Below are 12,340 nucleotides of genomic sequence, written 5' to 3' on the forward strand. Positions count from 1 at the left end.
GCTGGATCCGCCGTGCCCGCATCAAACCCGAATCCAGCCATGGAGGACACCATCCACACCGACCCGACATCAGCACCCGACCCGGCGTCCACGACGGACGCGGCACCCACGGAAGCCTCGGCGACACCCGTGGAATCGGCGGGCGGTGTCGGCGGCAAGGCCGGAGTAACCGACCAGCGCAGTCGGCCAGCCGCGGCGCGATTCGCGGATCTCGGTCTGCCGCCGGTGCTGGTGCAGGCGCTGCGGCGGGGTGGGATGGATAGCGCGTTTCCGATTCAGGCCGCGGTCATTCCCGACATTCTCGCGGGCCGCGACGTGCTGGGCCGGGCCGCAACGGGTTCCGGCAAGACCTTGGCGTTCGGGCTGCCGATGCTGGTGCGGCTCTTCGGTGCGCCGAGCGTGCCGAAGCGACCGCGCGGGCTGATCCTCGCACCCACGCGTGAGCTGGCGATTCAGATCGAGGCGGCGCTGGACGAGCCCGCGTTGTCGCTGGGCCTGCGGTTGGCGACGGCGGTCGGCGGGTTGCCGATCAAGAAGCAGGAGGAGCGGCTGGCGCGCGGCGTGGACGTGGTCATCGCGACGCCCGGCCGGTTGACCGACCTGTTGGGGCGGAAAGCGGTACAGCTGGCCGATATTCGCCTCGTCACCGTCGACGAGGCCGACCACATGGCCGAACTCGGCTTCCTGCCGCAGCTCACCGCCTTGCTCAACAAGGTGCCCGACGACGCTCAGCAGCTGTTGTTCTCGGCGACTCTCGACGAGTCGATCGACGGGCTGGTGCAGAAGTACCTGCGGGAACCCGCCACCCACGCGATCGCCACAGCCGTGGTGGCGGCCGACGCCGAAGCGGGAACGGCTGCGGCGGTAGCGAATTCAGCTGCGCCGAGCACGAGCGCCGCCACGGAGTCCGGTGCGGATTCTCTGGGCGGTGAGACCTCCCGCATGGGGAAGGTCGCCGCAGGTCCCGATATCGCGCACTACGCCCTGCACGTCCGGCGGCCGGACAAGCGTGCGGTGGTCAGTGAGATCGCCGCGCGGCAAGGCCGGACCCTGCTGTTCGTGCGCACCCAGCACGGCGCCGACAAGCTGGCGCGCAAGCTGCGCGAGATCGGCATCGGCGCGGTCGCGCTGCACGGCGGCAAGGCGCAGAACCAGCGCAACCGCATGCTCGCCGCCTTCGCCGACGGCACCGCACCGGTGCTGGTCGCCACCGACGTCGCGGCCCGCGGCCTGCACATCGACGACGTCTCACTGGTCGTCCACGTCGATCCGCCCGCCGACCCCAAGGACTACCTGCACCGCACCGGCCGGACCGCCCGCGCGGGCGCGTCGGGCACAGTCGTCACCATCGTCACCCCCGACGACCGCGAGGAGGCGGCCCGTCTCGCCGAGCGCGCCTCGGTGACCCTCACCGACGTCGAGGTCCGCCCAGGCGACCGCACGCTCACCGAGATCACCGGCGCCCGCCGCCCGAGCGGCCGCCCGATCGCCGACCCCGCCGCCCCGCCGGCCCCCGCGCAGAAGGCCGAACCCGAGCAGCCGAGGTTCCGCCAACAGCGCCCGCGCGGCGAGAGCCGCCCGCACAACAAGAAGCGCAAACCCGGCGCAGCCCGCCGTTCGTCCCGCTGAGCCCGACACGCTTGTAGGTTCATACGACACGCCCACTCGAATAGCGGCCCATTTCCGGCAAATCCGACGAGATTGAGATAACTCGGAGGGCGAAAGTGGCTCCAGCAATCATTTAGCAAATCTGCGTGGGTGGCGAATTCCGAGCGATCCGCCGCGCCATTCCCAGCAGGGAATCGCGTCGCGGGCACCGGACGACGAGCCTCGGAACTATGATCGAACGAAAGAACCTGCGCTACACGATGATCGCCTCCACCCTCGACGGCGGGTCGACGTTCACCGAAGCCGAGATCGGTTTGGCGGAAAGAACTCTCGCGGTCGGCGTACCCGCCATGGCGGTCGGCGACATGTCCTCGACCGCGGGCGTGTCCTATCTGCGCAGCGAGGGCTTCGACAGCGAACCGCATCCAGCTCCGGCCCGGCAGTGGGTTGTCATGCTGCGCGGCGCGATCGAGGTGACCACCACCGACGGCGAGTGCCGGCGGTTCACGCCGGGGGACGTGGTGCTGGCCGCCGACACCGAGGGGCGCGGTCACACGACCGTCGCGGTGGGTGAACCGCCTTTCGAAGCGCTGTTCATCCCCACCGCGTCCTGAGCCCCGCGCGCCCCGCGCCGACGGTCAGATCAGGTCGGCGTTGCCGTCGATGACCTTCAGCTGGTATTCGAAACGGTCTATGCGCCAGCCCTTTTCGGTGCGGTGCAGACCCAGCACGTAGCTGCCCACGAACCAGCGGGTGGTGCCGCCGGTGGCATCGTTCTTCACGTGAACGGCGATGGCGTCGGCGTGGGCGAGGGCGGTGTCGCCGATGATTTCGACGAGGTGATTGCCGGCCTGGTGGTGGACGGCGTCCAGGGAACCCAGGCCGGTGGACCAGGCGTCGACGATGTCGGCGCCGGGCCGCGGGCCGGCGGGGCCGCCGAAGCCGTTGTCGAAGAACACTTCCGGCGCGAGTACCGACTCGCGCAGGTCGGCCCAGCGGGCCTGGTCGCAGTAGACGAAGAGTTTGGTGATGGTGTCGCTGACATCCAGTCGATCGGCGAGCGCCGCAAGATCGGTCACGGTCGCGAACGCTAGGACAGGGCGCCTCGCACGGCAATCGATATTTTCCCGGGCAAAGCGCTGGCGAACTCACAGCATTCAGCTACCATGGTCCAACGTGCAGTTTCTTCCCGGGCAGACCCCGCCCTATGACCTGACCTACGACGACGTCTTCCTCGTCCCGCGCCGGACGGATGTAGCGTCCCGGTTCGATGTCGACCTCTCCACCACGGATGGGACCGGCACGACCATCCCCCTCGTGGTCGCCAATATGACCGCCGTCGCCGGCCGCCGCATGGCCGAGACCGTCGCTCGCCGCGGCGGCATCGTGGTGCTACCGCAGGATCTGCCGATCGCGGCGGCCTCGGACACCATCGCCTTCGTCAAGAGCCGCTCGCTCACCGCCGACACCCCTGTCGTGCTGGATCCCGAGCAGTCGGTCTCCGACGCGCTGGCCCTCATCCACAAGCGCGCCCACGGCGCGGTCGTCGTGGTCGACAACGGCAAGCCGGTCGGCGTGGTCACCGAGGCGGCCTGCGCCGACGTGGACCGCTTCGCCCGCCTGAGCGTGATCGCCGACACCAACTTCGTCAGCGCCCCCGCCGACGCCTCCCCGCGCGACATCTTCGGCCTGCTCGAGGCCAAGCACGCCCACCTGGCTGTGCTGGTCAATGCCGACGGCACCCTCGCGGGCGTGATGACCCGCACCGGCGCCATCCGCACCGGCATCTACACCCCGGCCACCGACGCCAACGGCAAGCTGCGCATCGCGGCCGCCGTCGGCATCAACGGCGACATCCCGGCCAAGGCCAAGGCACTGGTCGACGCGGGCGCCGACGTGCTGGTCATGGACACCGCGCACGGGCACCAGCAGAAGATGCTCGAGGCGCTGGCCTCGGTGGCCGCGCTGGATCTGGGTGTGCCGCTGGTCGCGGGCAATGTGGTCTCCGCCGACGGCACCCGCGACCTGATCGAAGCCGGCGCGGACATCATCAAGGTCGGTGTCGGCCCCGGCGCCATGTGCACCACCCGCATGATGACCGGCGTGGGCCGCCCGCAGTTCTCGGCCGTGGCCGAATGTGCCGCGGCCGCCAAGGAATTCGGCAAGCACGTGTGGGCCGACGGCGGCGTCCGCCACCCGCGCGACGTGGCCCTGGCCCTCGCGGCCGGCGCGGCCAACGTGATGATCGGCTCCTGGTTCGCCGGCACCTACGAGTCGCCCGGCGACCTGCGCGTCGACCGTGACGGCAACCGCTACAAGGAGTCCTTCGGCATGGCCTCCAAGCGTGCCGTGGCCGCTCGCACCGCCACCGACTCGGCGTTCGACCGCGCCCGCAAGGCGCTGTTCGAGGAGGGCATCTCCTCCTCGCGCATGCGCTTGGATCCCGAACGCCCGGGCGTGGAGGACCTGATCGACCACATCACCTCCGGTGTGCGCAGCTCCTGCACCTACGCGGGCGCCCGCACCATCGGCGAGTTCCACGAGCGCGCCGTGCTGGGCGTGCAGTCGGCCGCCGGTTTCGCCGAGGGCCGGCCGCTGCCGTCCGGTTGGTGATCACCCGTTAGTACTGCACACCACGAACCCGGCGGGTCCGCTCGGATCCGCCGGGTTTCGCGTGTGCGGACCCGGTCCGCCCACATCGCGTCCCGGCCGTCGGCCGGTGATTCGAAGCCCGCCCGCGATGTGATACGGCCCCGCTGTGCGGAATCGCCGTAAGCCGCCCGGTAGCATGGCCTGACCGGACCCAGGAACTGGGTATCCGTGGCGTATCTCCGCCTGCAACCCCTGCGAAAGGAACCAGTTGTCACCCGCGTCCAAGGGCGCTTCACAGGAGGGCTCCTCTACCGAGCCGGGTGACAAACCCGGCTTCCCCGCTCTTCCGGCTTCGGAAACGGCCAGGTGGTACTGACCGTGTCGGCCCTGCTCACCGTTCTGAGTCTGCTCGGATTCATCGCTCTGACCGCCGGCACCGCGCTGTTCGTGGCCGCCGAGTTCTCCCTCACCGCCCTGGAACGCTCCACCGTGGAGGCGCACGCCCGTGACGGCGACCGCCGCGCCCGGCAGGTGCGACAGGCGCATCGCACCCTCTCGTTCCAGTTGTCGGGCGCCCAACTGGGCATCACCATCACCACGCTGATCACCGGTTACATCGCCGAGCCCGTGCTGGCCCGGCTGCTGGAACCGATGCTGAACGCTTTCGGCGTGAGCGACGGTACCCGGCAGGGCATCTCCCTGGCGCTGGCGCTGATCCTGGCCACCTCGCTGTCGATGATCTACGGCGAACTCGTGCCCAAGAACATCGCCATCGCCTCCCCGCTGGAAACCGCGCGCTGGACCGCGGGGCCGATGATCGCCTTCTCCAGCGTCTTCAAATGGATGATCAACTTCCTGAACGGGGCCGCCAACTGGGCGGTGCGCCGACTGGGTATCGAACCGGCCGAGGAACTGCGTTCGGCGCGATCACCGCAGGAATTGGGTTCGCTGGTGCGGACTTCCGCGTTGCACGGGGCGCTCGATCAGCGCACCGCGCAGGTGGTGGATCGCTCGCTGCAGTTCGGTGAGCGCACCGCCGAGGAACTCATGACGCCGCGCATGACCATCGAAACCCTCGATCAGGATTGCACTCTCGCCGATCTGATCGACGCCGCCCGCGAGACCGGCTACTCCCGGTTCCCGGTCATCGACGGCGATCTCGACAACACGCTCGGGTTCGTGCACATCAAGCAGACCTTCGTGCATCCGGTGAAGGACCGCCGCAACATCACCTTGAAGTCGATCGCGCAGCAGGTGCCGATCGTGCCGGCCAGTCTGGACGGCGACGAGGTGCTCGAGCGGGTGCGCCGCGACGGCATGCAGGTGGCGCTGGTGGTCGACGAATACGGCGGCACCGCGGGCATCGTCACCATGGAGGACCTGATCGAGGAGATCCTCGGCGACGTGCGCGACGAGCACGACGAGGAGGAAGTCGATGTGCGCCGCACCCCGAACGGCTGGAACTGCTCGGGCCTGATGCGCATCGACGAGGTGTCCCGCACCACCGGATACGACCCGCCCGAGGGCGAATACGAAACCCTGGGCGGCCTGGTGCTGACCCGTCTGGGCCGGATCCCGGAGACCGGCGACGAGGTGCTGCTGCCCGAACCCGGCAACCATCAGCTCGAGCACACGCACACCCGCGGCGGCTGGATCGCCACCGTGGAGCGCATGGACGGCCGGCGGATCGACCGCGTCCTGATCCGGCCCATCGACGCCGAGGCCCTCGCGATCTGGGAGCAGACCCATGGGTGACCTGTACGCCGTCCTGCTGACGTTCCTGCTGCTGCTCGGCAACGCGTTCTTCGTGGGCGCGGAGTTCGCTCTGATCTCGGCGCGCCGCGACCGTCTGGAAGCGCTTGCGGCGCAGGGCAAACGCAGTGCCAACACCGTCATCGAGGCGGGCCAGAACCTGTCGATGATGCTGGCGGCCGCGCAGCTGGGCATCACCATCTGCTCGATCCTGCTCGGCCGGGTGGGTGAGCCGGCGGTGGCGCACCTGCTGGAGAAGCCGTTCGATCTGGTGGGTGTGCCGGATTCGCTGCTGCATCCGGTCTCGTTCGCGCTGGCGCTGACCATCGTGGTGATCCTGCACATCCTGCTCGGCGAGATGATTCCGAAGAATATCGCGCTCGCCGGCCCGGAACGCATGGCGCTGCTGCTGGTTCCGCTGCATCTGCTGTGGCTGCGCCTGGCCAAGCCGTTGATCGCGATCTACAACTTCGCGGCCAATATCTCGCTGCGGGCGCTGCGCATCGAACCCAAGGACGAGCTGGATTCGACGGTGTCCTCCGACGAGCTGGCGGAGATGTTCGGTGAATCGCGTTCGGAGGGTTTGCTCGACGAGGAAGAGCATCGTCGTCTCACCCAGGCGCTGGGTTCCAGCGATCGGATCGTCGCCGACGTGATGGTGCCGCTGGCCAAGGCCCGGTCGGTGCCGTTGCGTGGCGACGGAACCACGCTCGGCGACATCGAATCCGCTGTCGCCGAAACCGGCTTCTCCCGTTACCCGGTGCGTGCGGATGACGGCTCGCTGGTCGGCTACCTGCACGTCAAGGATGTGCTCGACCTGACCGCCGACGAGGACGCGGGCCCGGGCACCCCGATCCCCCGCACCGATATCCGTCCACTGCCCACCGTCAGCATGGGCACCACCTTGTTCGAAGCGTTGGCCCGGCTGCGCCGCACCAACTCCCACCTGGGGCGTGTGGTGGACAGCCGCGGCAATACCGTCGGCATCGTGGCGTTGGAAGACCTGGTGGAGGAGTTCGTGGGCACCGTCCGCGACGCCACCCACCGCCTCGCCGAGTGATGGATTCTCGTCTCGACGTGCTGCCCGGTCCCGTATGGCGGGACCGGGCGGCCGCTCACCGTGACCGCGTCGATGCGCTGCTCGGCCCGTATCTGGGACAGCGCGCGGCAGGTACGAAGCATCCGGTGATCGATTTCCTGTTCACCTACTACGGCAATAAGCCGTCCCAGCTCAAACGCTGGCACCCGGGTTTCGGCGTCACCCTCACCGATGCCGACGACTACACGGGTTCCCGTGGCTACCACCAGGTCTCGCTCGACTCCGCCACCCCCGGCTGGACCGCCGACCCCGCTTTCCTCGAAAAGCGTCGCGACACCATCGAATTCGTCGCGAGTCTGCTGTCCGCGACCGCCTCCCGCCCGGCCCAGCTCTCCTGCTTCGGCCTGCACGAGTGGGCCATGGTCTACCGCACCGACGCCGTCCGCCACCAACAGGTCCCCCTCCGCCTGAGCTCCGCCGGCACCGACGCCGTAGTCGAATCAATGCAAATCCGCTGCACCCACTTCGACGCCTTCCGCTTCTTCACCCCCGAAGCAGTGCCTCTCAACATCGAACCGCTGACCCGAGATTCCCAAATCTCCCGCGAACAACCCGGCTGCCTCCACGCCAACATGGACATCTACAAGTGGGGCTTCAAACTAACCCCCTTGATCCCCTCCGACCTCCTGTTCGACGCCTTCGACCTGGCCTGCGCCGCCCGCGAACTCGACATGAAGGCCAGCCCCTACGACCTCCTCACCTACGGCTACACCCCCATCCGCATCGAAACCCCCTCCGGCCGAGCCGAATACGTCCGAGCCCAAGCCGACATCGCCGCCCGATCAGAAGCCCTCCGAGCCCGACTACTCGACGCCTGCCGAGCCCTGCTGACCACCGAGCCCTAGCCGCCGCCATCTCGATCCCTAATTGGAACTCGTTCTAGCATTGGCGGGCATCATCGCGATGCAGAACGAAACAGGGAGGGGCGCAACATGTCACAGGCCGAGGATTCTGCGACCGGGTTCTTCGATATACAAGGCGAGGGATTCGTTCCGCTCGAGGCGGCGCGGGGGCCGTGGGGGCAGGACACGATCGGAGGGCAGGGGCTGACCGCGCTCGTGGCTCGGGAGTTGGAACGGGGTTGCCCGTTCGAGGCGGCCGGTTGCCGTCTCACCATCGATTTCGTCAAGATGACGACGTTCGACTCGATCTCGGTGCGGGCCAAGCTGGTTCGGTCGAGCACGCGAGTCGCGCTGGTCCACCTGGAACTGGCGCAGTCCGACCAGGTGGTCGTTCGGGCATCCGGACTGTTCGTCCGGCCTCGGGACGACGACCGGGCCGCAGGCCGCGCCTGGACGCCAGCAGCGGAATTCTCTCGCCCGGACGCGGCCGACTCCGAAGGCGACACCCCGCCACCGATGCTGAGCAGCGCCGACCATCCACACGATTGGTCGGCCGACTTCGCCGACCACCGAAACAACGCCCGCAAGCGAATGTGGACCCGGACAATGGTTCCCGCTGTCCGAGGCGAGAAGGCCACACCGTTCATCCGCGTCGCCACACTGGCGGAGGCCACCAGCTTCATCACCAACTGGGACGGCGACAGCGTGCCCTTCATCAACGTCGACGTCACGATGAACTTGTTCCGCATGCCCGAATCCGACGGATTGGGTCTGGAATCGAACGGACAACACGCGGCCGACGGCATAGCGATCGGTTCCGCCAACCTCTACGACGAATACGGCACTCTCGGCGTCTCTTCGATCACCGCGGTCGCGAACACCCAACGGCAGGTGCACTTCTAGCCACGCCGCCGGCTACAACGGGCTGTCGCTTGCGATGCCATCGGAATGGAAATCGACTGGCGTTGTTCGGGCTGTGGGCCGAGGATTCTCGATAGTCCGGATGGGGTGGCTCGGCGAGGATTGGTGGGCGCGTGTGAGTGTTGTGTTGGAGCGGATTACGGAGCAGGCGGATCGGTCCGCGACGTTCGAGTTGATCCGGAGGTTGGCCGACACCGATCTCGGCGGGCTGGCTCGGGACGAGATCACGTATGCGCTTCAGCGGCTGGGCGATCCGCGAGCCGTCGAACCATGAGCACCCTCGTCGTGATCCGCGGCAACTCCGGCTCCGGCAAGACAACGGTGGCCAACGGAGTGCAACAGCGTTTCCCGCGCGCGAGTTGCCTTGTCGTGCCGCAGGATACGGTCCGACGCCACATGTTGCGCGAGTCCGACGTCCCAGGCGCGGCCAACATCGACCTCATCGAGCACATCGCCGCATTCGGTCTGACCCGCGGCCTCATCGTGATCGTCGAGGGCATCCTCGACGCGAATCGATACGGCGCGACACTCGAACGCCTCACCGAATCCGCAACCCGCTCATTCCACTACGGATTCGACCTCTCCTTCGACGAGACCGTCCGCCGCCACGCCGGCCGACCCGAAGCCGACCAATTCACCCCCGACCAGATGGCCCAGTGGTACCACGGCTGGCAACCGCTCCCGTTCGTCGACGAAGTCCGCCTCGACGCCGGCTGCGGCATGGATGCCGTCATCAACCGCATTTGCAACGACATCCGCGGTTCCTAGGGCGGCAGACGGCGACGGCAGGGAGGGTGCCGTCGAGGCGACGGGCGCTCAGTCGGCGACGGGGTCGAGGGGGTTGCGGCGGGTGACGAGGAGGGGGTCGGACGGGGTGAAGGGTAGGGGTGGGAGGTCGGCGAGCGCGACGCCGAATGTGGCGGCCAGGACTTTGCGGGAGTAGGCGCTCATCGAGGCGCGGTAGCCGATATCGGCGGGGGTGGGCTGGTCGAAGAAGATGAGGAGGTGGATCTCGGGTGAGTCGATCACCTCGATGTGGTGCGGGTAGGCGCGGGGGACGAAGTAGACCTCACCCTCGTTGACGATGTAGGTGTCGAGGGCGCCGTCGGGGTTCATGATCGTCATCCGCGCCGAACCCTTGTGCACGTAGCCCATTTCGGCGGTCACCGGATGCCAATGTGGTTCGCGCATACCGTCTTCGCTGACTCGCAGGGAGTACATCGAGATGTCGTGCAGGGCAGGCCAATACTGTCGCCGGGCGAAGCGGGCCGATCCGGCCGAGTACTCCAGCGGCGGCGCCATGGCTTCGACGGCGTAATGATGCGGGTCCCCGAAATGGGCCGCCGACGGGATATCGGGGGCGCCTTCCCGGGCGACGATCAGCTTCGCCGTGGTGCTGCGCCGGATATTCGCAAAGGCCTCGGCAGGGAGGTCGTAAGTGTTTCCGAGGACCGCGTCGGTCATCGCGCCGAGGGCCGCGCTGAAGCCGAAGTCTTCTGGTCGCTCATGCCGGAAGGCGATGACGAATTCCGCGTCGGTGTCACCGATGTTCTCGACGTGGTGCAGCGCACCCGACTCGATGTGGAACATCTCTCCGGCGCTGACCAGGAACGACGAGAACTTGCTTCCGTCGTCCAGAACCGACACCAGCGCGTGCCCTGCGAGACAGTAGGTCAGTTCGGTGGCGTTCGCGTGCCAGTGTGGTTCGCGAATCGCGGAGGGAGCCAGCCGGAGTCGTTTGATCGACAAACCGTTCAAGACCGGGAAGTTGTCCGCCGTGAGCCGGTGAATCGAACCGAGTTCACTGTCGTGCATCTCTTCGCCGGCTACGAGCGAGGCGACATGGATCGACGGTTGGCGCATTGCTCCACCTTGTTCGCAGGGACAAGATCTCGAGCGCCGAGCACGCCTGATGGTACGCCTGTCGTCACCCCGCGACCCTGCCGCACACCGGGGAGTTCACACTGCCCGATCAGACGGTGCGGTGGCGCCACGGGGCCGGACGCAACGTCCGGCCCCGTGGCCCGGCAACGCCGGAACTCAGCTGCAGGCCGGGGAGGTCTGGTTGGCGAGGGAGAGGATGTTGCAGATCCAGTCCTTCTGGACCTTCCACTTGCCGGCTTCGGCGACGAAGGGGACGACCGCCTGTTGGGGGGCGCCGCCGTTGATGGCTGCCTGGGCGTCGGCGGTGAGGGTGCCGTTGCCGAGGTCGACGACGTTGGTGACGGTGATGGAGGCGTTGTTCTGCTTGTAGGCCTCGACCAGGCGGGACGGGAGGCTGGGGTCGGCCTGCATGCCCTGCATCAGGTCCAGCTTCTCGGCGTCGGGGACGCTGGGGTCGAGGACCTTCTGCATGGCGGTGTTCAGCTCCGTCGCGGACGGGGCGGGCGGATACGTCTGGCCGGACGCCATTTTCGACGTCGACGGCTTGGCCGGCGTGTGGCCCGGGTGCTTCTCACCGCTACCACAGGCCGACAGACCGAATACGGTCACGACGGCCAACGCCGCCACGGCGAGACGTCCACTCTGACGGAGCTTCAATGCACATCCTTCACGTTCCGAATACCACTGGTGCGCAAGCCGACCGCCCAGTCGGGGAGGTCGGCGCACGGCGTAGAGGGTACCGAGGGAGCGCGCCGAGCGGTTACCCGAACCGGGCGCCGGAGCATTTTCAGGCCAAACCCTCATAATTCGCCCACCCCGCGAAGGGGCTACGCCGTGACCGGGTGGATCTTCAGGTTGCAGGTATCGAGGGAGGCGTCGACGGTCCGGGTGTCGGTCGAGTTGGGCGGGGTTACTTGGGTTTTCACTACCTTCAGGTCGGGTTTGCCGAAAACGCCGCAGGCTACGGACTCGGCGACGGCCTGGGCGGGGTGGCCGGATTCGACGACGACCGTGGCTTCGGGGTCGGCGTCCTGAGCCATGTAACCGCCGGGGGTGCGCTCGGCGTGGATCACCTCGCCGGTGTCGGTGGTCTCGTCCAGACCGGGGTAGCCGTGCAGGGTGCACGCCTGGGCGGGGTTGGCGATCGAGAAGGTGAGGGTGATGCCGTGGTGGCTCATGGCGGCGCCCCGGCCCTTGGCGGTGATCTCGACCTGGCCGGGCGCGCAGGCGGCGATCGGGGTGTCGGCGGAGGTGGTGGTGGCGGGGGTGCCGGTCGCGGGGCCGGGGTTGCCTGTGGCGCTGGGACTTCCGCCGCCGGATGAGACGGGGGCCGCGGAGGTCGCCGGGGCGGATCCGGGCGTCGCCCCGTCCGTGCAACCGGTCGCGGCCGCGACCACGGCGCCGGCCAGTAGCACCGTCAATATTGTCGAACGCATCGTGCACCTACCCCTTCGATCATCGGACCTCTTCGAGATCGACTCCAGGGACGACCCTGTTAACCACCGCCGCACCGGTTTTCGGCAGTGCCCAGGCCGAACTACCGACCCACCGCCACAAACTGTCACAGACAATTTTGCGCTAGATCTACCGAGCGGTCAGTTTATGAGTTAGCGTTCGCGATGTAACCGTGACCACATCGCAC

At 67.8% G+C, this 12,340-nt stretch carries 12 protein-coding genes; 8 read left to right on the forward strand and 4 right to left on the reverse strand.

The window, feature by feature from the left end; all coding sequences use genetic code 11:
- The first annotated feature begins 39 nt into the window (after window positions 1-39).
- On the forward strand, window positions 40-1,629 hold the full coding sequence (locus ACYVKL_RS00540) for a DEAD/DEAH box helicase (RefSeq protein ID WP_379170079.1): 1,590 nt from the start codon (window positions 40-42) through the stop codon (window positions 1,627-1,629).
- Between the two features lie 209 nt (window positions 1,630-1,838).
- Window positions 1,839-2,222 carry a cupin domain-containing protein gene (locus ACYVKL_RS00545; protein ID WP_379170081.1) on the forward strand — a complete coding sequence of 128 codons (384 nt, stop codon included), beginning with the start codon at window positions 1,839-1,841 and terminating at the stop codon, window positions 2,220-2,222.
- Between the two features lie 24 nt (window positions 2,223-2,246).
- Here ACYVKL_RS00545 and ACYVKL_RS00550 read toward each other — a convergent pair whose 3' ends face one another.
- Window positions 2,247-2,687, reverse strand: coding sequence for a nuclear transport factor 2 family protein (locus ACYVKL_RS00550; protein WP_379170083.1), 441 nt, complete (start codon window positions 2,685-2,687; stop codon window positions 2,247-2,249).
- A 97-nt stretch (window positions 2,688-2,784) separates the two neighbouring features.
- Between ACYVKL_RS00550 and ACYVKL_RS00555 the strand changes: the two genes are divergently transcribed.
- The 6 genes from ACYVKL_RS00555 to ACYVKL_RS00580 all read left to right on the forward strand — a co-directional run bounded on the left by ACYVKL_RS00555 (window position 2,785) and on the right by ACYVKL_RS00580 (window position 9,582).
- Window positions 2,785-4,221, forward strand: a complete 1,437-nt coding sequence (locus ACYVKL_RS00555) for a GuaB1 family IMP dehydrogenase-related protein (protein ID WP_379170085.1) — start codon at window positions 2,785-2,787, stop codon at window positions 4,219-4,221.
- Between the two features lie 357 nt (window positions 4,222-4,578).
- Window positions 4,579-5,955, forward strand: a complete 1,377-nt coding sequence (locus tag ACYVKL_RS00560; RefSeq protein WP_379170646.1) for a hemolysin family protein — start codon at window positions 4,579-4,581, stop codon at window positions 5,953-5,955.
- A complete protein-coding gene (locus ACYVKL_RS00565) occupies window positions 5,948-7,012 on the forward strand; it encodes a hemolysin family protein (protein ID WP_379170087.1) in 1,065 nt (354 codons plus the stop codon). Before ACYVKL_RS00560 ends, ACYVKL_RS00565 begins: the two co-directional genes overlap by 8 nt.
- A complete protein-coding gene (locus ACYVKL_RS00570; protein WP_379170648.1) occupies window positions 7,012-7,896 on the forward strand; it encodes a 3-methyladenine DNA glycosylase in 885 nt (294 codons plus the stop codon). Before ACYVKL_RS00565 ends, ACYVKL_RS00570 begins: the two co-directional genes overlap by 1 nt.
- An 87-nt stretch (window positions 7,897-7,983) precedes the next feature.
- A complete protein-coding gene (locus ACYVKL_RS00575; protein WP_379170089.1) occupies window positions 7,984-8,796 on the forward strand; it encodes an acyl-CoA thioesterase domain-containing protein in 813 nt (270 codons plus the stop codon).
- Between the two features lie 288 nt (window positions 8,797-9,084).
- Window positions 9,085-9,582: an AAA family ATPase gene (locus ACYVKL_RS00580; protein ID WP_379170091.1), complete on the forward strand. Its 498-nt coding sequence runs from the start codon at window positions 9,085-9,087 to the stop codon at window positions 9,580-9,582.
- A 48-nt stretch (window positions 9,583-9,630) separates the two neighbouring features.
- Here the strand turns inward: ACYVKL_RS00580 and ACYVKL_RS00585 are convergent, their stop codons facing one another.
- The 3 genes from ACYVKL_RS00585 to ACYVKL_RS00595 form a co-directional block, all read right to left on the reverse strand.
- Window positions 9,631-10,677 (reverse strand): cupin domain-containing protein, encoded by a 1,047-nt coding sequence (locus ACYVKL_RS00585; protein ID WP_379170093.1) that lies wholly within the window; start codon window positions 10,675-10,677, stop codon window positions 9,631-9,633.
- Between the two features lie 177 nt (window positions 10,678-10,854).
- A complete protein-coding gene (locus ACYVKL_RS00590) occupies window positions 10,855-11,355 on the reverse strand; it encodes a WKL family lipoprotein (RefSeq protein ID WP_357200767.1) in 501 nt (166 codons plus the stop codon).
- A 170-nt stretch (window positions 11,356-11,525) separates the two neighbouring features.
- On the reverse strand, window positions 11,526-12,134 hold the full coding sequence (locus ACYVKL_RS00595; protein WP_379170094.1) for a DUF4232 domain-containing protein: 609 nt from the start codon (window positions 12,132-12,134) through the stop codon (window positions 11,526-11,528).
- Window positions 12,135-12,340: the final 206 nt, after the last annotated feature.

This window comes from Nocardia tengchongensis (assembly GCF_054781395.1).

What these genes read in the sequence shown, in the direction of transcription:
- ACYVKL_RS00540 (WP_379170079.1), top strand. Translation starts at nt 40, where the DNA reads ATGGAGGACACCATCCACACCGACCCGACATCAGCACCCGACCCGGCG.
- ACYVKL_RS00565 (WP_379170087.1), top strand. Translation starts at nt 5,948, where the DNA reads ATGGGTGACCTGTACGCCGTCCTGCTGACGTTCCTGCTGCTGCTCGGC.
- ACYVKL_RS00585 (WP_379170093.1), bottom strand. Translation starts at nt 10,677, where the DNA reads ATGCGCCAACCGTCGATCCATGTCGCCTCGCTCGTAGCCGGCGAAGAG.
- ACYVKL_RS00570 (WP_379170648.1), top strand. Translation starts at nt 7,012, where the DNA reads ATGGATTCTCGTCTCGACGTGCTGCCCGGTCCCGTATGGCGGGACCGG.
- ACYVKL_RS00580 (WP_379170091.1), top strand. Translation starts at nt 9,085, where the DNA reads ATGAGCACCCTCGTCGTGATCCGCGGCAACTCCGGCTCCGGCAAGACA.
- ACYVKL_RS00575 (WP_379170089.1), top strand. Translation starts at nt 7,984, where the DNA reads ATGTCACAGGCCGAGGATTCTGCGACCGGGTTCTTCGATATACAAGGC.
- ACYVKL_RS00545 (WP_379170081.1), top strand. Translation starts at nt 1,839, where the DNA reads ATGATCGAACGAAAGAACCTGCGCTACACGATGATCGCCTCCACCCTC.
- ACYVKL_RS00595 (WP_379170094.1), bottom strand. Translation starts at nt 12,134, where the DNA reads ATGCGTTCGACAATATTGACGGTGCTACTGGCCGGCGCCGTGGTCGCG.